The organism is Lysobacter sp. OAE881, assembly GCF_040546665.1.
Taxonomy (GTDB): domain Bacteria; phylum Pseudomonadota; class Gammaproteobacteria; order Xanthomonadales; family Xanthomonadaceae; genus Lysobacter_J; species Lysobacter_J soli.
This window is the reverse complement of the sequence record NZ_JBEPOG010000001.1, coordinates 3,076,646-3,097,978: the sequence shown is the minus strand read 5'-3', so window position 1 is coordinate 3,097,978 and position 21,333 is coordinate 3,076,646. Positions and strand designations below refer to the sequence as shown.

Here is a 21,333-nt window from a genome sequence, read left to right as displayed (position 1 = left end):
TCCGTTGCCCCTCATCCGCCCTTCGCGCACTTTCTCCCGCAGGGAGAAGGAAACAGCAGGCGCTACTGCCTCGCCACGTCCAGCGCCGCACGCCCGGACGCATCGATCCGCACCGTCATCAGCCGGTCGTACTCCGCCTCGCTCATCGGCGCGACATCGCACGAACACAACGCGGCCGCGATATCCGGCACCGTGTTGCTATGGCCGACGACCAACACCGTCTGGCCCGCATGCCGCTGCTTCAATTGCGCGGCGAACTCCGACGCCGGCAGCTTCGCGTCGTACTCGATAAGCGGCAAACCGTGTTCCTGCGCCGTCGGCGTCGCGGTCTGGCGCGTGCGCTGGAACGGCGTGGTGTAGACCGCGATCACCGGCATCGACGACAGCCGCTTCGCCAGCGCCTGTGCACGCGCGTGGCCCGCATCGGTCAGCGGCGGATCCTTCGAGCCATCGGGCACCTTTTCGGCGTGACGCACGATCACGAACGTCATCGACGCATCGGTCTGCGCGGCCTCGGCGTGCGGTGCCGACGTACATGCGGACAGCAGCGACAGGCAGGACAGGAGCAGGGCGGTGAGCGGCATCTTTTTCATGCCGCCCACCTTAGCCGACCTCACGCGGCCGGCTGAAGTGCCGTCAGGATGCCCTTGGCGGCCAGCACGCGCGAGGATGCATCGGGCAGGTCCAGCGTCATGCGCAGCTTGTCGGGACCTTCCATCTTGTAGAGCTTCGGCTGGCCCTGGATCAGGCGGATGATCGCCATCGGATCGACATTGGGCTTCTCGACGAAATGCACGCGTCCGCCGGTTTCGCCGAGGTCGAGCTTGCGGATGCCCAGTTCCGTCGCGCGCAGCTTGAGTTCGGCCACCGCGAACATGTACTTGGCGGGGTCGGGCAGCAGGCCGAAGCGGTCGATCATCTCCACCTGCAACTCGCGCAGTTCGTCCGTGTCGCGCGCGCCGCTGATGCGCTTGTACAGCGTCAGGCGCGTGTGCACGTCGGGCAGGTAGTCGTCGGGGATGAGCGCTGGAATGCGCAGCTCGACTTCCGCGCCGCGTGCTTCGACCATGTCCACGTCCGGCAGCTTGCCCTGGCGGATCGAGCGCACCGCGCGTTCGAGCAATTCCGTGTAGAGGCTGAAGCCGACTTCCGCCATCTGGCCGCTTTGTTCCTCGCCCAGCAGTTCGCCGGCGCCGCGGATTTCCAGGTCGTGCGTGGCCAGCGTGAAGCCCGCGCCGAGCTCGTCCATCGCCGCGATCGCGTCGAGCCGCTTGCGCGCGTCCTCGGTGATTGCCTTGCGATCCGGCACGACGAGGTACGCATACGCGCGGTGGTGCGAACGGCCCACGCGGCCGCGAAGCTGGTGCAGCTGCGCCAGGCCGAAGCGGTCGGCGCGGTTGATGATGATCGTGTTCGCGTTGGGGATGTCGATGCCCGATTCGATGATCGTCGTCGACAGCAGCACGTTGTAGCGCTGCTTGTGGAAGTCGAGCATCACGCGTTCGAGTTCGCGCTCGGGCATCTGCCCGTGCGCCACGCCGATGCGCGCTTCGGGTACCAGTTCCTGCAACTCGCGCTGCATGCGGCCGATGCTTTCCACGTCGTTGTGCAGGAAATACACCTGGCCACCGCGCGACAGCTCGCGCTGGAACGCCTCGCGCAGCTGCATGTCGTCCCACGGCACGACGAAGGTCTGCACGGCAAGGCGGTGCGCTGGAGGCGTCGCGATGATCGACAGGTCGCGCAGTCCGGCCATCGCCATGTTGAGCGTGCGCGGGATCGGCGTCGCGGTGAGCGTGAGCAGGTGCACGTTCGCGCGCAGGGCCTTGAGCGCTTCCTTCTGGCGCACGCCGAAGCGCTGCTCCTCGTCGACGATGACCGCGCCAAGATCCTTGAAGCGCACGTCCTTCTGCAGCAGGCGGTGCGTGCCGACGATCACGTCGATCGTGCCGTCGGCCACCTTCGCGAGTTCCGCCTCGATTTCCTTCTTCGTCTTGAAGCGCGAAAGCACCTCGACCCTGATCGGCCAGTCGGCGAAGCGGTCGCGGAAATTGCGGTAATGCTGTTCGGCCAGCAGCGTCGTCGGCACGAGCACGGCGACCTGCTTGCCGCCCATCGCCGTGGTGAACGCCGCGCGCACCGCGACTTCGGTCTTGCCGAATCCGACGTCGCCGCAGACCACGCGGTCCATCGGCTGGCTGGAGGCGAGGTCGCGGATCACCGCTTCGATGGCCGCGTGCTGGTCGGGCGTTTCCTCGAACGGGAACGCCGCCGCGAACGGTTCGTACACCGCGCGATCGACGTCGATCGCAAGGCCCGCGCGCGCCTGCCGCTTGGCCTGGATTTCCAGTAGTTCCGCCGCGACGTCGCGCACCTTTTCGGCGGCCTTGCGCTTGGCCTTCGTCCACTGCTCGCCGCCGAGCGAATGCAGCGGCGCGGTTTCTTCCGACGCGCCGGAGTAGCGGTTGATCAGGTGCAGCTGCGCGACCGGCACGTACAGGCGGTCGCCCTTCGCATACTCGATTTCGAGGTATTCGGCCGGCATGCCGCCGGCTTCCAGCGTCACCAGTCCGCGATACCGGCCTACGCCGTGATCTTCGTGGACGATCGGCGCGCCTTCAGTGAGCTCGCCCAGGTCCTTGATGATCGCTTCGGGTTCGCGGCCGACGCGACGACGGCGACGCGGCTGGCTCGCGCGTTCGGGGAACAGCTGCCGTTCGGTGAGCACGACGAACGCCGGCTCGGTGATCGCGAAACCGTCGTCGAGCGGCGCGACGGCAATGGAGAATCGCGACGCGTCGTTCGCGAGGAACGCCGGGAAATCCGCGACGACCTCGGGCTTCAATGCGCCGGCTTGCAGGATTTCCAGCAGCGCCTCGCGACGTCCCGGCGAGTCCGCCGCCACCAGCACGCGGCCCGGGTAGCTGGACAGGAACGACGTGAGCGCATCGGCCGGGGCGTGATCGCGCGCGGCGACCGGCAGGGACGGTGCCGGCTGGTCGCCGAGCGCGCTCGCGCGTTCGCGCTGCGCGTGGCCTTCGCCGCAGACTTCCACGCGAGCGCCGGCATTGAGGCGTTCGCGCAATGCGTCCGGCGGCAGGTACAGCGCGTCGGGCGGGAGCAGCGGGCGTTCGAGGTCGTGGCGGCGCTGCTCGTAACGCTCACCCGTATGCGTCCAGAACTGATCAGCCGCCTCCATCGCACCGTCGGCGATCACCGGCAGCGTCTCCGCGTCGAGGTAGTCGAACAGCGTGGACGTCGTATCGAAGAACAGCGGCAGGTAGTACTCGATGCCGGGCGGCGCGAGGCCGGCCTTCAAATCCTGGTAGAGCGCGCTCCGGCGCGTGTCGAGGTCGAAGCGGTCGCGCAGCGCGTCGAGCGCGCGCTTCAGCGCCGCATCGCTGAGCGGCACTTCGCGGCCCGGCAGCAGGTGCACGGCGTCGATCTTCTCAAGCGAGCGCTGCGATTCCGGATCGAACGCGCGGATGGTTTCGATCTCGTCGTCCAGCAGCTCGACGCGGAACGGCTGGTCGGCGCCCATCGGGTACACATCGAGCAAGCCGCCACGCACGGCGAAATCGCCAGGATCGAGCACCTGCGGCACATGGCGATAGCCGGCCGATTCGAGGCGGCGCTTTTCGGCGTCCAGATCCAGCCGCTGCCCGGTCCTCACGTCGAAACTGCCGCCGACCACGTGCTTGAGCGGCGCCAGGCGCTGCAGCAGCGTCTGCACCGGCACGATCACGATGCCGCGCTTCAGCGTGGGCAGACGATGCAGTGCGGCCAGGCGCTGGCTGACGATGTCCGGGTGCGGGCTGAAGACGTCGTAGGGCAGGGTTTCCCAGTCGGGGAAGCCGATCACCGGCAGCTCGGTCTGCTGCGCGCCCAGGAGCGTATGCAGGTCGGATTCGAGCTGGTGTGCGCCCTGGTTGTCGCGCGCGACGACCAGCAGCGGCGCGCTATGGGCGGACGCCGCGGCGGCGACGTGGAACGCCAGCGCGGACGGCGAGGCCGGCGCGCGCCACCAGGCGCGCTGCTGGCCGGTCTTCGGCAGGGGAGGCGTGGGGATTGCGGATTTGCGCATCGGGAAGGCGTGGGGCGTCCGGAAAGCGAAAACAAGACCAGCGCCGGAAGCGTGCCTCCCAGCGCAAAGAGCCCGCATTTTACGGGACATGCGGATGAAGGCCGTTCGGACGGGCCGCTGACGGGCCGGTACCGGACCGCAGCGTTATGTCAGGGCGCGTAATATCGCTTGCAATTAGATAGCGTGCTATGTAAATTTCCGACCCATGAAGACCGTCCGCAAAGCCTCCACGCAGAAGCCTGCCCGCAACCTGCTGCATCTGGACGAGCAGCTCTGCTTCGCGCTGTATTCCACCGGGCTGGCGCTGAACAAGGTGTACCGGCGGCTGCTCGCGCCGCTGGGCCTGACGTATCCGCAGTACCTGGTGATGATGGTGCTGTGGGAGCGCGAGGGGCTGAGCGTGTCGGAGATCGGCGAGCGCCTGTTCCTCGACTCGGCGACGCTGACGCCGCTGCTCAAGCGGCTGGAGGCGATGGGTCTGGTGACACGCACGCGCGCCAGCCACGACGAGCGGCAGGTGATCGTCGAGCTCAGCGCCGAAGGCCGGGCGCTGAAAACCCGGGCGAAGTCGATTCCGGCCGACCTGCTGTGCGCCTCCGAATGCTCGCCCGACGACCTCGTGGCGATGAAGCAGCAACTGGAATCCCTGAGGGAAGCGCTCGCACGGAACGGATGAGTCCGCCGCGCGACACTTCGCCATATCAAATAAGTAGTGCGCTATGAAGTAGCGGACTATCTATGTAAACGGCCAGCCGGCCGCCACGTTCCACCCCACAACCAGGAGTCATCCCATGTCCCTCGACCAGGTCCTCTACACCGCCCACGCCACGTCCACCGGTGGCCGCGACGGCCGTTCCGTCTCCTCCGACAAGGTGCTCGACGTCAAGCTCGCCACGCCGCGCGAACTCGGCGGCGCGGGCGGCGAGGGCACGAACCCCGAGCAGCTGTTCGCGGCGGGTTACTCGGCCTGCTTCCTCGGTGCGCTGAAGTTCGTCGCCGGCAAGGAGAAGATCGCGCTCCCTGCCGATGCGAGCATCGACGCCGCCGTCGGCATCGGCCCGCTGCCGACCGGTTTCGGCATCCAGGCCGAGCTGAAGATCTCGCTGCCGGGCCTGCCGCGCGAGCAGGCCGAAGCGCTGGTGCAGAAGGCGCATCAGGTCTGCCCGTACTCCAACGCGACCCGCGGCAACATCGACGTGACGCTGACCGTCGTCTGATCGCACGAGGAAGCGCGGCGCGGGCGTCCAGCCCGCGTCGCGCGTGCCCCCTCGCTACCGGAATGAAGCGGGCCTCACGGCCTGGCTTCGAACACCAGGTTGAACGGCGTCTGCGTCGCGCGGCGGAAACGCGTGAAGCCGGCGTCCGTCATCACCTTGCGCAGCCGCGCCTCGCCGGCCTGCGCCCCAAGCGCCGGGCCGTTGCGCGCCAGCGACACCGGCACGCAGATCTGCGACGACGCGCCGTAGTACACGCGGCCGACGGGATTGAGGTTCTCCGCCACGCTGTCGCCGGCGAAGGGCTCCACCAGCATGCAGGTGCCGTCGGGTTTCAGCGCCTGCAACGCGTGCCGCGCGGCCCCGACCGGGTCAGCCATGTCGTGCAGGCAGTCGAAGAAGCAGATCAGGTCGAAGTCCTTCTCGGTGTAGCCCGTGGCGTCGGCCGCCTCGAATCGCGCATTGGTCGCGCCGGCCTGCTTCGCGCGCTCGCGGGCGACGTCGATCGACGGTACGTGGTAGTCGAAACCAAAGAAGGTCGAGTTCGGGAACGCGCGCGCCATCAGCGAGGTGCTGGCGCCGTGGCCGCAGCCCACGTCGGCGGCCTTGCCGCCCGCGCGCAGCTTGTCGACGACGCCATCCAGCGCGGGCAGCCATTCGGTCACCAGGTGCGCGTTGTAGCCGGCGCGGAAGAAGCGCTCGGTGCCATGGAACAGGCAGGGATGGTGCTCGCCCCATTCCATGCCCTGGCCGGTGCGGAAATTTGCCTTGGTCTTCTCCAGCGCGTGGAAGGTCGCTTCCACGATGGAATACGCGCCGGGCAGGTCGACCGGCCCGCCCGGATCGGCCAGGCAGAGGGCCTGTTCGGCGCTGAGCGAATAGGTGTCGCTCTCGCGGTCGTAATCGACGTACCCGCCCGCGGCCTGGTTGCCGAGCCACTCGCGGATGTAGCGCTCGTTCGTGCCGGTGTGGCGGGCGAGGTCGGCGGCGTTCATGGGCTTTTCGGCGAGTGCGCGGTACAGGCCGAGCTGGTCGCCCACGAGCATGAGCGTGGCGCTCATCGCCGCGCCGAGGTCGCCCACGGCCTGGCCGAGGAACTGGTTGAGGCGGTCTTCGTTGATGGCGTTCATCGCTGCGGTCCCGGAAAAGATCCTTCCGTGGACGGACGCGGTTGTGCCTGCCGCAAGGCCCCCCGGTCGTTGTTTTACAACGCGATGGCGCGTGCGGGACGGTCACTTCCGGCCGCTTGTCGCGCAAGCGCCTGTTCACGGGCCAGCGCAGGGCTCGCGTCGGATCACGCGTGTTGGGCTGCGTCCCGACCTGCGCCGGGATGACGCCGCGAGGCGATCAGGCGGCCTTGGGCTTCAGGTCCAGCCGTACGCGGATGAGCCCGGCGGCATCCTCGCCGCTGCGCTCGAAACCGAGCGACTCGGCGAGCGAAAGCATCGCCTGGTTGTGCTCGAACACGTCGCCATACACGCAGTCCAGTTTCTTGCCGCGCGCCCACTTGACCAGCCGGGTCATCAGATACCGGCCCAATCCCATGTTCGCCACGTAATGGCTGACCAGGATGGCGAACCCGGCATCCCGGCCGTTGTCGTCGACCGAGATGCGCGCGACCGCGCCGATCAACGCCTCGCCGGGCGGGCAGAGGCTCGGCCGCGACGAGGGCGAACTCGTTCTTGGGGTTGATGCGGGTCATCCGCTCGGCCGCTTCGGGCGTCATTTCCGCCAGGGCGTCGCGCTGGATGCCGGAGGAAAAGCGCTGGCGCACCTCCTCCGGCTGGAGCAGGGAGAAGCTGGCGCGAATGGGTTCTGCGTCTTCCGGACGGATCGGACGAATCAATACTTCGCGTCCGTTGGGAAGACGCATCCTTTCGTGCCAGGGCGGGAGTCGTTCGCGCGCGGCCATGGACGGATATTGGCACACTGCCCGTATTCACATTCTTCACGGGGACAGCCCCGGGGACAGGGCGATGGATCAGGCGGGATTGCGGGACTGGGTGGGCGGCTGGCCGGGCGTGGAGGCCTCGATCAAATGGGGCGAGGACCTGGTCTTCTCGGTGGCCGGGAAGATGTTCTGCGTGACGCGTGCCGATCAAGCAGGGGCACACGGCGCGGGCGCGGTGAGCTTCAAGGTCGAGGACGACCGCTTCCTGGAACTGACCGAGCGCCCCGGCTTCCAGCCGGCGCCGTACCTGGCGCGTTCGCATTGGGTGATGGTGGAAGAGCCCGGCCGCCTGCCGCCAGGCGAGCTGCGCGCGCTGCTGCGCCGCAGTTACGAACTGGTCCGCGAAAAGCTGCCGAAGAAGACGCAGCGCGAACTCGCCGACTGACATGCTGGCGTCGAGGTGGCGGTCTTGACGAAGCGCACACCCCGCGCCTGCATCGGCGCCACATGGCCCGGTGCTAGACTCGCGCCGCTTCGACGCACTCATCGATCCACACTTCTCTAAGGACGACGCATGGCTGGTGGTGGTGATTCGACCCGCGCGATCTTCTTCGCGCTCGGTGCCAATTTCGCGATCGCGGTCGCCAAGGGCGTGGCCGCGTTCTTCACCGGTTCCAGCGCGATGCTGGCCGAGACCGTGCACTCGCTCGCCGACTGCGGCAACCAGCTGCTGTTGCTGCTGGGCATGCGCCAGGCCAAGGCGCCGCCGTCGCCCGACTACCCGCTGGGCTACGGCAAGGCCATCTACTTCTGGTCGTTCCTGGTGGCGGTGATGCTGTTCACCGTCGGCGGCATGTTCTCGCTGTACGAGGGCATCCACAAACTCCAGCATCCCGAACCGCTCCAGCACTGGTACTGGGCCGCCGGCGTGCTGGTGTTCGGCATCATCGCCGAGGGCGTGTCGATGCGCGCCTGCCTGCACGAGGTCAACAAGGCGCGCGGCGATCGCAGCCTGTGGCAGTGGTTCCGCGAAAGCCGCCAGGCCGAGCTGGTCGTGATCTTCGGCGAGGACCTCGCGGCGCTGCTGGGCCTGGTGTTCGCGCTGGTCGCCGTGCTGCTGGCGGTGTACACCGGCAATCCGCTGTGGGATGCCATCGGCACGATCGCCATCGGTGCGCTGCTGATCGTGGTGGCCGTCTTCGTCGCCATCGAAGTGAAGGCGATGCTGATCGGCCAGAGCGTCGATCCGGCGCGCCAGAAGCAGATGCGCGACTTCCTGGAAGCGCGTCCGGAAGTGCAGCGCGTGATCAGCCTGATCACGCTGCAGCTGGGCAACGAAGTGATGGTGTCGGTGCAGGCGCAGATGCACGAGCGCCGCGACGTCGAGACGCTGGTCGACCAGATCAACGGCATCGAGCGCGCGATGAAGCAGAGCTTCCCGGAAGTGCGGTGGAGCTTCTTCGAGCCGGACTGCAAGGCGGGGCTGTAACCCGCGACTGACGCGCGACAACAGGACTGCCGGCGGCGCCGTCAGTCCTCGCGCTTCAACCACTCCAGCCGCCCGGACGCCGCGGCGTCCTCGCCGAGCACCTTGGCCAGCAGCGGCAGCACGCCGGCCATCGTCTGGTCGAGCTGCCACGGCGGATTGAGGATCAGCAGGCCGCTTCCGTTCATGCGCAGCGGCGAATCGTCGGCACGCACGAGCAGTTCGGCGACGAAGGACGACTTCGCGGGCAACGTCGCCGCGCGGCGGTAGAACGGCTGCAGCGAGCGGCGCAGCTTGATCGGATACCAGAACGCGTACGTGCCCTGCGGCCAGCGCGTGAGCGCGTCCCGTAGCGCGCCGAGTGCTGCGTCGAACTCCTCCAACTGCGCCTCGAACGGCGGGTCGATCAGCACCAGCCCGCGATTGAGGCGCGTCTCGCCGAAACGCGGCGGCAGCAGCGCCTTCATCGCGCCATAGCCGTCGCGCTCGTGCACGGCGACGCGGCTGTCGCGCGCGAACACCGATTCCAGCTGCTTCGCTTCCTCCGGGTGCAGTTCGCACGCGGCGATACGGTCCTGTTCGCGCAGCGCATGCGCGAGCAGCCACGGCGAGCCCGGGTAGGCGGTGGGCCCGTGGTCGTGGCGGCAGGCGCGGATCGCCGACAGGTAGCGCGTGATGGCCGGGTGCTTCGGTGCCTCGGCCATCAGCCGGCCGATACCGCCCTCGGCCTCGCCGGTGCGCTGGGCGGAGTTGCTGTCCAGCGCGTACAGGCCGCGCCCGGCGTGCGTGTCGAGCGCGAACGCCGCCGCCGGCTTGGCGGTCAGGGCGTCGCACAGGGCGAGCACGGCGATGTGCTTGAGCACGTCGGCATGGTTGCCGGCGTGGAAGGCGTGGCGGTAATTCATGGGGATGGGGTATTCGGAAGGAGGATCGGCAGGAGCCAGTATGCTCTTGCCGTCGATTCTACGATCCCGAACCCAGATCCCCGATCCATGCGCATCCTCCTGGTAGAAGACGAACCCGCCATCGCCCAGGTCGTGACGCACGCGCTGCGCGCCGAGGGCTTCGAGGCCGTGCATTGCCTCACCGGCGGCGACGCGCTCGCCGCGGCGCGCGGGCAGGACTTCGACCTGGTGGTCCTCGATGTCGGGCTGCCGGACATCGGCGGCTTCGCGCTGTGCCGGCAATTGCGGCGCGAGCGCGACCTGCCGGTGATCTTCCTCACCGCGCAGGACGCGGAGGCCGATCGCATCCTCGGGCTGGAAATCGGCGCCGACGATTACGTCACCAAGCCGTTCTCGCCGCGCGAGCTCGTCGCGCGCGTGCGCGTGGTCCTTCGACGAATGCAGCCGCCGCAGCCGGCAACGACGCCCCAGAACAACGCCGTGTTCGCGCACGACGCCGAAGGCCACCGCATCCGCTACCGCGGCCGCGTGCTCGATCTCACGCGCTACGAGTACGGCCTGCTCGCCGCGCTGTTGCAGCGCCCGGGCGCGGTGCTCTCGCGCGCGCAGTTGATGGATCGCGTCTGGGGCGATGCGCTGGAAAGTGGCGATCGCACGGTCGACACGCACATCAAGACGCTGCGCGCGAAGCTGCGCGACGTATCGCCCGATGAGGACCCGATCCGCACGCATCGCGGCCTCGGTTATTCGCTGGAAGCCGGTGCATGAAAATCGGGCTGCGCATCTTCCTGGGCTATTTCCTGATCGTCGCCATCGCCGGTTTGCTGCTCGCGCAGGTGTTCGTCGCGCAGGTCAAACCCGGCGTGCGCCAGGCGATGGAAGACACGCTGGTCGACACCGCCAACGTGCTCGCCGAGCTCGCCACCGACGATTTCATCGCCGGTCGCATCGACAAAGGCGACTTCGCCCGCCGCGTGCGCGCGATGGCCGGGCGCGACTACGGCGCGCAGATCTGGGGCTTCGGCAAGCGCACCTCGCAGTACCGCATCTACGTCACCGACGCACGCGGCATCGTCGTGTTCGACAGCAGCGGGCGCGACGTGGGGCGCGATTATTCGCGCTGGAACGACGTCTACCTGACGTTGCGCGGCCGCTACGGCGCGCGCTCCACGCGCAGCGAGTACGCCGATCCGAACTCCACCGTGATGCATGTCGCCGCGCCGATCCGCGACGCAGGCGGCCGCATCATCGGTGTGCTCACGGTCGCCAAGCCCAACAGCGCGATCGCGCCGTTCATCGAACGCAGCCAGCGTTCGGTGTGGCGCTGGGGCGCGGTGCTGCTGGGCGTGTCCCTGCTGATCGGGCTGATGGCGGCGTGGTGGCTGTCGCGCCAGCTCGGCGCGCTGCGACGCTATGCGAATGCCGTCACCGCCGGCGAACGCGCAACGTTGCCCCGAACCGCCGGCGAGTTCGGCGAACTCGGCCACGCGCTGGAAACCATGCGCACGCAGCTGGAAGGCAAGCAGTACGTTGAGCAGTACGTGCACACGCTCACGCACGAAATGAAGAGTCCGCTGGCGGCGATCCGCGGCAGCGCGGAGCTGCTGGAGGGCCCGCTCGACGACACCGACCGCACGCGCTTCGCCGCGACGATCCGTGCGCAGACCGAGCGCCTGTCGCAGATGATCGACAAGATGCTGGCGCTGGCCGCGGTGGAACACCGGCAGCGGCTGGAGCATCCCGAGGCGCTGTCGCTGGCGGACGTCGTCGCCGATGCGGCATCGCAGTGCGAAACGCGGCTGTCGCAGGCGGGATTGCAGTTGTCGCTGGACCTGGCTGCCGGCTTGCATGGCGTGCGCGGGGATTCGCTTCCTGCTTCGGCAGGCCGTGGTGAACCTGATCGAGAATGCCGTGGATTTCTCGCCGCAGGGCGGCGTGGTGGAGGTGCGCCTGGACGCCGAGGGTGATCGGCAACGCGTGGAAGTGCGCGATCGCGGGCCGGGCATTCCCGACTACGCCGTTGAACGCGTGTTCGAACGGTTCTATTCGCTGCCGCGCCCGGGCAACGGCAGCCGCAGCAGCGGGCTGGGACTGCCCTTCGTGGCCGAAGTCGCTGCGCTGCACGGCGGTGAGTCGTCGCTGGTCAATCGCGACGGGGGCGGGGCGGTTGCGGGGTTGGTGCTGCCCGGCTGATCTGTCTTGCCCGATATTTTGTCATCCCGGCGAAAGCCGGGACCCAGGCCCGCATCGTCTAGGCACTCCGATTGCGATGGACCACCTCACCGTCATCCCAGCGAAAGCTGGGATCCATCTTGCGGTCGCCGTTGCTCTTGCTCGTCATTCCCGCGAAGGCGGGACTTTTCACGCTTTCCCTTCAACGCACAAGAGCAAAGAAGAATCACCAGCCAAGCTTCCGATCGCCTGCGGCGCTCGGGTCACTTTTCTTTGCTTGCCCAAAGAAAAGTAACCAAAAGAAAAGGCAGTTCCCCGACAAGTCAATCCCACGACCGGCCAGCACCAGGGCGCGTTCGCGATTCGCCATCCATGGCTCAGCGCTCACCGCCGCACATCCTGTGCGGCGCCCTTTGGGGCTAGCAACCAATAGGCTGTTCGACAGCAACAGCAACAGCAACAGCAACAGCAACGGAGCCGCAGCACAGCCGCCGCCGCCGCAACCGCAACGGCGAAGCGCCAACCGCCCCCAGCCCACTTCACCCCCACTTCACCGTCCCGCCATCGTCTCCCCATGCGAGGCGCCGAAGCTCCCGACCGTTCCCCATTCCACGGAGCTGGACCATGCGGTTGTTCCTCAAGATCGGTTTCGTTGCCGCGATGACCATCGCGATCCTCATCCCCCTGCTGATGATTCGCGGCGTCATCAGCGACCGGCAGATGTATCGCGCGCAGGCGGTGGCCGACATCTCGCGCAGTTACGCCGGCGCGCAGTCGTTCGCCGGGCCGGTGCTGGTGGTGCCGTATACCGAAGAGGTCGAGGTCGAGGAGGCCGACCAGTTCAACGTCGTGCGCAAGGTGCGGCGCGCGAAGACCTCGCAGTGGGTGTTCTTCCCGACCGCGCTGGACGTGCGCGGGACGCTCGTGCCCGACACGCGCAAGCGCGGGCTGCACGAGGTGCGCGTCTACGAATGGAAGGGCAAGGCGACGGCACGCTTCAACGCGGTGATCCCGAATGAAGGCGACCCCGCGGCGCGGCAGATCGGCCGGCCGTGGCTGAGCTACGGCGTCGCCGACGTCCGCGGCCTGCGTTCCACGCCGGTGCTGCGCGTGAATGGCGCCGAGCTGCCGCTGCTGGAAGGGCAGGGCGCACGTGATGGCTCCGGCCTGCACGTGCGGCTGGATGCCCCGCGCGCCGGGCAGACGCTGGACCTGTCGACCGAACTGGACGTCGTGCTCGGCGGCACCGAAACGCTCTCGCTGGTGCCGATGGGCCGCAGGAACCGGTTCGCGCTCGACTCGAGCTGGCAGCACCCCAGTTTCTCCGGCACCTCGCCGCGACAGGACGCCGACGCGCGCGGGTTCCGTGCCGACTGGGACATCGCGTCGGTTGCGAGCAACGCACAGGGCAAGTTCCTCGCCGGCTCCTCGCTGGCCGAACTTGCGCGCGAGGAGGGCGTCAGCGTGTCGCTCATCGATCCGGTCGACATCTACACGCAGGCCGATCGTGCGACCAAGTACGGCCTGCTGTTCGTCGTGCTGACGTTCGTCGGGTTCTTCCTGTTCGAACTCATCAAGCAGTTGCCTATCCACCCGATCCAGTACGGCCTGGTCGGCCTGGCGCTGGCGATCTTTTTCCTGCTGCTGGTGAGCCTGAGCGAGCACATCCGCTTCCTGTATGCCTACCTGGCTGCCAGCGTCGCGTGCATCGGGCTGCTGGGCTTCTACCTCAGCGCCGTGCTGCGCAGCACCGCACGCGGTCTGGGCTTCGCTGCGATGCTGGCAACGCTCTATGCCGCGCTGTACGGGTTGCTCGTGTCGGAGGACAACGCGCTGGTGCTCGGCGCCGGCCTGCTGTTCCTGGTCCTGGCAACCGTGATGGTGGTGACCCGCAAGGTGGACTGGTACCAGGTGGCCGGTGCGCGCCCGGCGGTGCGTCAGGCCTGAATGAGCGCGGCCGCGAAGGAAGGATCTTCGCGGCCGCCTTCGTCGTGCCCGTCTCGTCATCCTCGCCGTCGCCAGGGGCCCTAACATGTATGTCATGGACGTCAAACCCGCCTTTACCGCACGCCCGGTCGAAATCCGCTGCTACAACGGGCTCGCGATCGAACCCTGGCTGGGCCACTTGGCTGCGTTGCGCATCGCGGTCTTCCGCGACTGGCCGTACCTGTACGACGGCGACGAGGAGTACGAAGCCGAATACCTGAAAACCTACCTGCGCTCGCCGCGCAGCGTCGCGGCGCTCGCCTTCGATGGCGACATGGTCGTTGGCGCGTCCACGGGCCTGCCGCTGGCGGACGAATCGGATGAGTTCACCGAACCCTTCACGCATACCTCGATCCCGATCACCGATGTGTTCTATTGCGGCGAATCGGTGCTGTTGCCGGCCTATCGCGGAAAGGGCATCGGGCACCGCTTCTTCGACGAACGCGAAGCCCATGCACGCAGTTACGGCGACTACGGCTGGACCGCGTTCTGCGCCGTCGACCGCGAGCCCTCGCACCCGCGGCGGCCTGCCTTCCACCGCGGTAACGAGGCGTTCTGGAACAAGCGCGGCTACCGTCCGCGCCCCGAACTTCGCGCGCGCCTGCCGTGGCGGGAGATCGGACAGGAAGGCGAAACCGACCACACCCTTACGTTCTGGCTGCGACCCCTGGAGCGCACCCGATGACCCATCCGCACGAAGCCCCGGCGGCCCTGAAGGTGGCCGTGGCGAAATACACGATAGACGCGCCGGCGGATTTCGACGCTTTCGCGCGCAAGCAGGCGCAGTGGCTGGACGAAGCGAAGGCCCTCGGCGCGCGCATCGCCGTCTTGCCGGAATACCTGTCGCTGGAACTGGCGGCGACGTTCGACACCACCATCAGCGGCGACCTTCATGCCTCCCTCGCCGCGACGCAGCGCCATCACGGTGCGTTCGTCGACCTGTTCTCGCGTCTGTCGCGCGAGCGCGCAATGCACGTGGTGGCCGGCACGTTCCTGCTCGACACCGGGCGCGGGCGCTATCGCAACCGCAGCTACGCCTTCGCACCGGACGGCGCGCACGTGTGGCAGGACAAGCTGCGCCTGACGGGCTTCGAGAAGCGCACGGGCGTGATCGAATCCGGCGATGAACTCAAGGTCTTCGAGACCGATGGCGTGCGCAGCGCGGTGTCGGTCTGCTACGACAGCGAATTCCCGCTGCCGGTGCGCGCGCAGTGCGAGGCGGGCGCGCGACTGCTGATCGTCCCGAGCTGCACCGACACCGATGCTGGCGCCACGCGCGTGCGCGTGGGCTGCCTGGCGCGCGCGCTGGAGAACCGCTGCTTCGTCGCGCAGTCCGTCACCGCCGGCGAAGCGCCGTGGAGCCCCGCGCTCGACGTCAACACCGGCGAGGCCGCGTTGATCGCGCCCATGGACGTCGGCCTGCCGCACGACGGCATGGTCGTCCAGACGCGCGGCGACCAGCATTGGGCGGTAGCGACATTGGACTTCGGTGCGCTGGAAGACAGCCGCGCGCATGCGCAGGTATCGAACGACCGTGACTGGGCCGCGCAGTATTTCCCCAGTGTCGCGAGGGCGAAGGTGGTGCGGGCGGCGGCGTAGGGTGCAGCGCTGCGTATGCGCTGCTGTTGATCTTGCTGCTGTTGCTCGCTCTTGCTCTCGCTTGCTCTTGATCGTCCAGCGACTTAAAGCGAGCCGAGCACCGGAGCTGGAAAGGGACGAAGAGCCGCGCGCTGTTTGAGCGAAGTGCAGCGGAGCGAGTTCGCGCGGCGCTCCCTTTCCAGTGAGGAGCGGAGGGAACCGCCGCGTAGCGGCGGCTCGCGTCAGGAGCGAATGGTTTTGGTTACTTTTGCCGAAACAAAAGTAACCCGCTCGTTTACGAGCGGAAGCTCTTGATTTTCGTATTCCCGTAGATCGCAAAGGCAAGATCAAAATGGGTTCCAGCTTTCGCTGGAACGACGAGATGTTGTTTTCCGCGTCGGGAGTGCCCGAACGGCACGGGCCTGGGTCCCGGCTTTCGCCGGGATGACGCGGATGGATCAAGGGATGTGGGACACGCGTGTGGCGCGAATTGGGATACCGACCGCGTCCATCGCGCAGCCGTCAGAACAACGTCACCCCCGGCACCACCCACAATGAAAGCCCCGCCAGCCCCGACCCGATCACCGTCGCGGCCAGCACGTCGCTCGGATAGTGCAGCCCCAGTACGACGCGCGAGGCCGCCACGCTTGCCGTGAACGGCACCAGCACCCACGCCAGCATCGGGTAGTGCGCCATCCCGACGAGGCTGAAGGCCACCGCGTGCAGCGTGTGGCCCGACGGGAACGAGAACTCGTCCAGCGGCGCGACCCATGCGTGGATGCGGCGGTCGGAGGCGAACGGGCGCGGGCGGCGCGTCCAGCGTTTGAGCAGCTTGTAGAGCGTCAGCGCGATCACGCCCGTCGCCGCCAGATGTGCTGACGCCGCAAGGCCGTCCAGCCCGTCCACGACGATCAGCACGCCCATCAGCACGTACCAGAACACGCCATCGCCGAGGCGGCTCACCGCTGCGAAGTACGAACGCGAACGGCCGCGTTCGCCCCAGCGGTTCGCGCGCAGGCACCAGCCGGAATCGCCGGCTGCGAAACGCTTCTGCAGGGTGTGACGGTTCATGACGCCTCCCGTTCTGCCGCCGTGGCGAGGGTGCCGGCCGCGCGTTCGCGGCGCGCATCGACGAGCTGCTGGAGCAACGCGTCGAAATCGGTGCTGACCTGTTCCGGACGCAGCGCGATCACCGCCTGCCGGGCCGCGTCGCGCATGGTTTCGCGCATCGCGTCGTCGGCGGCGATGCGCACGCATTGGGCGATGAAGCCGGCTTCGTCGTTCGGTGCGACCGCCGCGCCGTGGATGCCGTCGCGCAGGTATTCGCGCGCGGCGCCGTAATCGAAGGCCACCGTCGGCACGCCGCTGGCGAGCGCTTCCAGCGTGACGTTGCCGAAGGTTTCGCTCAGGCTCGGGAAGACGAACAGGTCGCCGCTCGCGAAGTGGCGCGCCAGCGCTTCGTCGCGCTGGACGCCGCAGAAGATGAAGTCGGGGTTCTCGTGTTCGAGCTTCGCGCGCGCCGGGCCATCGCCGATCCAGACGAAGCGAGCGTCCGGTCGCACGTTCTGGATCTGGCGGAACGCGCGCACGGCGAGATCGAGGTTCTTCTCGGCGGCAATTCGGCCGACGTAGATCGCCAGCAGGGTGCGCTCGCCGACGCCCCACTGCGCGCGCAGCGAATCGTCGCGGCGGCGCGGGTCGAACAGCCCGGTGTCGACCGCGCGCGGCAGGCGGACGACGTTGCGGAAGCGCTGCGCGGCGAGGAAGTCCACCAGCTCGCGCGTCGGTACGAGCGTCGCGTCGGCGTCGTTGTGGAAGCGGCGCATCCACGCCAGCGCAGCGCCGGTGAGGAAGGGCAGACCGTAATCGCGCATGTACTCGTCGAAGCGCGTGTGGAAGCCGCTCGCCGCGGGGATGCCGAGCCGCCGCGCCGCGCGCAGCGCCGACCAGCCCAGCGGACCTTCGGTGGCGACGTAGACCGCGTCGGGTCGCGCCTGCGTCCAGGTCTGGATCAACCGCGACGTCGCCGGCAGGCCCAGCCGCAGGCCGGGATAGCGCGGCAGCGGCGCGCCGCGCACCAGCACTTCATGCGTGGCGGCGATGTCCTGCGGCGTCTGGCGGGGACGTATCAGCCGGACGTCGTGTCCCCGGGCACGCAGCCCGTGTTCGAGCCCTTGCACGGTCAGGGCCACGCCGTTGATTTCCGGCGGGTAGGTTTCGCTGACGATCGCGTAGCGCATGCGCCGGTCCCCGGCCTGGGCAAGCCCGTTGCGCAATCGTGGTCGCGCGCGGTGAACCGGCGATGGCAGCGGAATGACGCGACGATGACGCGGCCTTCGAAAAACCGCGACTGAAAACGGTTACCCGTTGTGACGCGCGTGAAGGCCCGATGTCGCCGATGAGGCGGCCGCGCTCGGATTAACAATTCCCTGCCTAGAATTAACCGCTTTGACATCCCCCAAGGAGTGCGCGTGCACCGACGCGAAGTGTTGCTGGCCGGCCTGTCGTGGCCCATCTGGGAGTTGTTGGGAGGCGCTCAGGCGCGCGCATGGGCGCCGGCTGGCGCGCCGGCGGCGTTCGATGCCGACACCGTGGCGAAGATGGCCCAGGCGCTCGCCGCCAAGCCTTTCGTCCCGCAGAACAAGCAGCTGCCCGCCTCGCTGGAACGCATCGGTTACGACGAGTACCGCAGCATCCGCTTCAACCCGGCGCAGGCCCTCTGGCGCGCCGAAGGCCTGCCGTTCCAGGCGCAGTTCTTCCACCGCGGCTTCTTCTTCCGCGACCGCGTGGACATCTACCAGGTGGCCGACGGCAAGGCGACGCCGGTCGTCTACAAGCCGTCGCAGTTCACCTTCCAGGGCGTGAAGGCGCCGACCGAAACCGATCTGGGCTATGCCGGCTTCCGCCTGCATGCGCCGATCAACAAGCCTGAGTACTTCGACGAGATCGCGGCCTTCCTCGGCGCAAGCTACTTCCGCGCCGTCGCGAAGGGCCAGGCGTACGGGTTGTCGGCGCGCGGCCTTGCGCTGAAGACCGGCGGTTCGCAGGAGGAATTCCCGGTGTTCCGGGCGTTCTGGCTGGAGCGCCCGGCCAAGGGTGCGAAGCAGATCACCGTGCATGCGCTGCTCGACAGCCCCAGCGTCGCCGGCGCGTACCGCTTCACGATCACGCCCGGCGTCCAAACGGTGTTCGATGCCTCGGCGCGCCTGTTCCCGCGCGTCGCGCTGGACGAGGTCGGCATCGCGCCGCTCACGAGCATGTTCCAGTTCGATTCGAACGACCGCGTGGGCATCGACGATTACCGTCCCGCCGTGCACGACTCCGACGGCCTGGGGATGATCAACGGCCGTGGCGAGCAGATCTGGCGGCCGCTGTCGAATCCCTCGACCGTGCAGGAAAGCGGCTTCGAGGACACCAACCCGCGCGGTTTCGGCCTGATGCAGCGCAAGCGCGCGTTCGCCGATTACGCCGACAGCGAGGCGCATTACGAGAAGCGCCCGAGCCTGTGGATCGAACCGCAGGGCGAGTGGGGCGAGGGCGCGGTGCACCTGTTCGAGCTGCCCACCGCGGACGAATTCCACGACAACATCGTCGCGTTCTGGCGCCCGAAGCAGCCGCTGGCCGCCGGTCGCGAGCATCGCTTCGACTACCGCATGCACTGGTGCGACCAGCACAGCTGGAAGCCGGAGCTGGCGACCGTGACGCGCACGCGCATCGGCGGGCTGACCTTCGGCGAGAACGCGGGCAAGGCGCGGCTGGTGGTGATCGATTTCGACGGGGGGCGCCTTGAGGGTCTGGGCGACAACGCCAGGGTGAAGGCCGACGTTTCCGCGTCGAAGGGCCGCATCGCCAACGTCACCGCGCATCCGAATCCCGGCGCGGGCGGCTGGCGCCTGGGCTTCGAACTCGTTCCCGGCAACGAACGCAGCATCGAACTGCGCGCGGTGCTCGGCGACGAACGCGGCCCGCTCACCGAAACCTGGCTGTACCGGTGGACGCTGTGACGGAAGTCCGCACGACGATGACCGACCTGCCGACGGGCGACACGACGCCGTTGCTGCCGCCCGAAACGCCGCTGCCGATGCCCGTGCAGACGCTGCGCGCCGGCGCGCTGCGCAACCCGCGCCTTCCCACGACGCCACGCGGCATGGCGATGCGGCGACTGGCCGTGATCGGCGGCGCCGCGCTGCTGACGCTGATCGCGACCTACCAGATCTGGTGGGTGCTGCGCGGCGGCGGCATCGACGTGCTCGAGGGCATCCTGCTCGTGCTCTTCGTCGGCCTGTTCGCGTGGATCGCGCAGGCCTTCGTGGGCGCGCTCGCCGGCTTCGTGCTGATCGTCGGCGGGCATCGCGCGCGGCTCGGGCTGCGGTCGGACAACCCGTTGCCCGAGCTGTCGACGCGTACCGCGTTGCTGATGCCGACCTACAACGAGGATCCCGAGCGCCTGCTCGCGGGCCTGCAGGCGATCCATGAGTCGCTGCAGGCAACCGGTCGCATGGACCGCTTCGACTTCTTCGTGCTCAGCGACACGACGAAACCGGCGATCCAGGCGCACGAGGAGCGCGCGTTCCGCACGCTGCGCGATCGCATCGGCGACCACGCGCAACTGTTCTACCGGCATCGCACGGACAATCGCGAACGCAAGGCCGGCAACGTCGCCGAATGGGTGCGTCGTTTCGGCGGCGCATACCCGCAGATGCTGATCCTGGACGCGGACAGCCTTATGACGGGCGACACCATCGTGCGCCTCGTCGGCGCGATGGAACGCAACCCCGATGTCGCGCTGGTGCAGACGCTGCCGATGATCGTCAACGGCAACACGATGTTCGCGCGCATGCAGCAGTTCGCCGGACGCGTGTACGGGCCGGTGATCGCGCACGGCATCGCGTGGTGGCACGGCGCCGAAAGCAATTACTGGGGCCACAACGCGATCATCCGCACGCGCGCATTCGCCGAGGAAGGCGGTCTGCCGGAGTTGCGCGGTCCCCGGCCGTTCCGCGGCACGGTGCTGAGCCACGATTTCGTCGAAGCCGCGTTGATGCGCCGCGGCGGATGGGCGCTGCACATGGTGCCCAACCTCGGCGGCAGCTACGAGGAAGGCCCGCCGTCGCTCACCGACATGCTCGTGCGCGACCGCCGCTGGTGCCAGGGCAACCTGCAGCACGGCGCGGTGCTGCCGGCGAAGGGTTTGCATTGGGTCAGCCGCTGGCACCTGATGATGGGCATCGGCCATTACTTCACGTCGCCCATGTGGGCGATGCTGATGCTGGTCGGCCTGGCGATCCCGCTGGTCAACGCAGGGCTGGGCACGGCCGCTTTCACGCTGCCGGGCTTCTCGCCATCGGCGTACTGGCGCGAGCAGGATCCGGAACGCTTCCTGTGGGTCTTCATCCTGACCATGTCGGTGCTGCTGGCGCCGAAGTTCATGGGATGGCTGACGCTGTTCTTCGACCGCGAAACGCGACGCGGCTGCGGCGGCATCGTGCGTTCGTTCCTGAGCATGCTGCTGGAAACGCTGCTGGCCGCACTGATGGCGCCGGTCACGATGTACGTGCAGTCGCGCGGCGTCGCCGAAGTGCTGGCGGGCAAGGACTCGGGTTGGGATGCGCAGCGTCGCGACGACGGTACGCTGCCGCTGTCGGGGCTGGTGCGCAGCTACGGCGGCGTGACGTTGCTCGGCGTGGTCGCGGGCGTGGTGGCGTATTTGATCTCGCCGTCGCTCGCGGCGTGGATGGCGCCGGTGATCCTGGGTTTGCTGCTGTCGATCCCGATCGTGGCGTTCACGTCGGCACGCGGGCCCGGACTGTTCCTGCGCAAGCTGAAGATCTTCTCGATCCCCGAAGAACACACGCCGCCCGCCGTGCTGGTGCGCGCGGCGGAACTGCGCGCGCAGGTCGCCGAGCACGTGGAGCCGCCGGAGCCGCATTTGTAAGGCGCGCTTTAGCCCCTCTCCCCGCGGGAGAGGGGTTGGGGTGAGGGTCGGGGCGTGCGACTGCGATTGCGCTCGCGAAGCC

The 21,333-nt window shown here is 68.1% G+C and carries 16 protein-coding genes and 2 pseudogenes; 11 read left to right on the top strand and 7 right to left on the bottom strand.

Annotation, left to right across the window (positions count from 1 at the left end; all coding sequences use genetic code 11):
* Positions 1 to 62: 62 nt before the first annotated feature.
* Entirely contained in the window at positions 63 to 593 is a 531-nt protein-coding gene (locus ABIE51_RS14325) for a SixA phosphatase family protein (RefSeq protein ID WP_192631214.1), read from the bottom strand.
* Between the two features lie 20 nt (positions 594 to 613).
* Positions 614 to 4,084, bottom strand: coding sequence for a transcription-repair coupling factor (mfd, locus tag ABIE51_RS14320; RefSeq protein ID WP_192631213.1), 3,471 nt, complete (start codon positions 4,082 to 4,084; stop codon positions 614 to 616).
* Between the two features lie 205 nt (positions 4,085 to 4,289).
* On the opposite strand from mfd, the gene ABIE51_RS14315 reads away from it, so the two are divergent.
* On the top strand, positions 4,290 to 4,760 hold the full coding sequence (locus ABIE51_RS14315) for a MarR family winged helix-turn-helix transcriptional regulator (RefSeq protein WP_192631212.1): 471 nt from the start codon (positions 4,290 to 4,292) through the stop codon (positions 4,758 to 4,760).
* Positions 4,761 to 4,875: 115 nt separating this feature from the next.
* Positions 4,876 to 5,301, top strand: a complete 426-nt coding sequence (locus tag ABIE51_RS14310; RefSeq protein WP_115842900.1) for an organic hydroperoxide resistance protein — start codon at positions 4,876 to 4,878, stop codon at positions 5,299 to 5,301.
* Positions 5,302 to 5,375: 74 nt separating this feature from the next.
* Here the strand turns inward: ABIE51_RS14310 and ABIE51_RS14305 are convergent, their stop codons facing one another.
* Positions 5,376 to 6,428 carry a class I SAM-dependent methyltransferase gene (locus tag ABIE51_RS14305; protein WP_192631211.1) on the bottom strand — a complete coding sequence of 351 codons (1,053 nt, stop codon included), beginning with the start codon at positions 6,426 to 6,428 and terminating at the stop codon, positions 5,376 to 5,378.
* Positions 6,429 to 6,645: 217 nt separating this feature from the next.
* Positions 6,646 to 7,210, bottom strand: a pseudogene (locus ABIE51_RS14300) (GNAT family N-acetyltransferase).
* Positions 7,211 to 7,274: 64 nt separating this feature from the next.
* On the opposite strand from ABIE51_RS14300, the gene ABIE51_RS14295 reads away from it, so the two are divergent.
* Entirely contained in the window at positions 7,275 to 7,634 is a 360-nt protein-coding gene (locus ABIE51_RS14295) for an MmcQ/YjbR family DNA-binding protein (protein WP_115842903.1), read from the top strand.
* A 129-nt stretch (positions 7,635 to 7,763) separates the two neighbouring features.
* Complete coding sequence (locus tag ABIE51_RS14290; RefSeq protein WP_115842904.1) at positions 7,764 to 8,678, top strand: cation diffusion facilitator family transporter; 915 nt, start codon at positions 7,764 to 7,766, stop codon at positions 8,676 to 8,678.
* A gap of 41 nt (positions 8,679 to 8,719) precedes the next feature.
* Here the strand turns inward: ABIE51_RS14290 and ABIE51_RS14285 are convergent, their stop codons facing one another.
* Positions 8,720 to 9,580, bottom strand: a complete 861-nt coding sequence (locus ABIE51_RS14285; protein WP_115842905.1) for a 23S rRNA (adenine(2030)-N(6))-methyltransferase RlmJ — start codon at positions 9,578 to 9,580, stop codon at positions 8,720 to 8,722.
* Between the two features lie 87 nt (positions 9,581 to 9,667).
* On the opposite strand from ABIE51_RS14285, the gene creB reads away from it, so the two are divergent.
* The 5 genes and pseudogenes from creB (at position 9,668) to ABIE51_RS14260 (ending at position 15,337) form a co-directional block, all read left to right on the top strand.
* Complete coding sequence (gene creB, locus ABIE51_RS14280) at positions 9,668 to 10,348, top strand: two-component system response regulator CreB (RefSeq protein WP_192631210.1); 681 nt, start codon at positions 9,668 to 9,670, stop codon at positions 10,346 to 10,348.
* Positions 10,345 to 11,773 (top strand): annotated as a pseudogene (creC, locus tag ABIE51_RS14275) (two-component system sensor histidine kinase CreC). The gene creB and the pseudogene creC overlap by 4 nt, the downstream one beginning before the upstream one ends.
* 603 nt (positions 11,774 to 12,376) lie before the next feature.
* A complete protein-coding gene (gene creD / locus ABIE51_RS14270; RefSeq protein WP_192631208.1) occupies positions 12,377 to 13,699 on the top strand; it encodes a cell envelope integrity protein CreD in 1,323 nt (440 codons plus the stop codon).
* A 94-nt stretch (positions 13,700 to 13,793) separates the two neighbouring features.
* On the top strand, positions 13,794 to 14,423 hold the full coding sequence (locus ABIE51_RS14265) for a GNAT family N-acetyltransferase (protein ID WP_354504357.1): 630 nt from the start codon (positions 13,794 to 13,796) through the stop codon (positions 14,421 to 14,423).
* Positions 14,424 to 14,449: 26 nt separating this feature from the next.
* Positions 14,450 to 15,337 (top strand): carbon-nitrogen hydrolase family protein, encoded by an 888-nt coding sequence (locus ABIE51_RS14260; RefSeq protein WP_192631720.1) that lies wholly within the window; start codon positions 14,450 to 14,452, stop codon positions 15,335 to 15,337.
* A gap of 501 nt (positions 15,338 to 15,838) precedes the next feature.
* On the opposite strand, the gene ABIE51_RS14255 is transcribed toward ABIE51_RS14260, so the two are convergent.
* Positions 15,839 to 16,387, bottom strand: coding sequence for a phosphatase PAP2 family protein (locus ABIE51_RS14255; RefSeq protein ID WP_192631207.1), 549 nt, complete (start codon positions 16,385 to 16,387; stop codon positions 15,839 to 15,841).
* A complete protein-coding gene (locus ABIE51_RS14250; protein WP_192631206.1) occupies positions 16,384 to 17,556 on the bottom strand; it encodes a glycosyltransferase family 4 protein in 1,173 nt (390 codons plus the stop codon). The genes ABIE51_RS14255 and ABIE51_RS14250 overlap by 4 nt, the downstream gene beginning before the upstream one ends.
* A 231-nt stretch (positions 17,557 to 17,787) precedes the next feature.
* On the opposite strand from ABIE51_RS14250, the gene ABIE51_RS14245 reads away from it, so the two are divergent.
* Positions 17,788 to 19,320: an OpgD/OpgG family glucan biosynthesis protein gene (locus tag ABIE51_RS14245; RefSeq protein ID WP_192631205.1), complete on the top strand. Its 1,533-nt coding sequence runs from the start codon at positions 17,788 to 17,790 to the stop codon at positions 19,318 to 19,320.
* Positions 19,308 to 21,251: a glucans biosynthesis glucosyltransferase MdoH gene (mdoH, locus tag ABIE51_RS14240; RefSeq protein WP_502913308.1), complete on the top strand. Its 1,944-nt coding sequence runs from the start codon at positions 19,308 to 19,310 to the stop codon at positions 21,249 to 21,251. Before ABIE51_RS14245 ends, mdoH begins: the two co-directional genes overlap by 13 nt.
* The last annotated feature ends 82 nt before the right edge of the window (positions 21,252 to 21,333 follow it).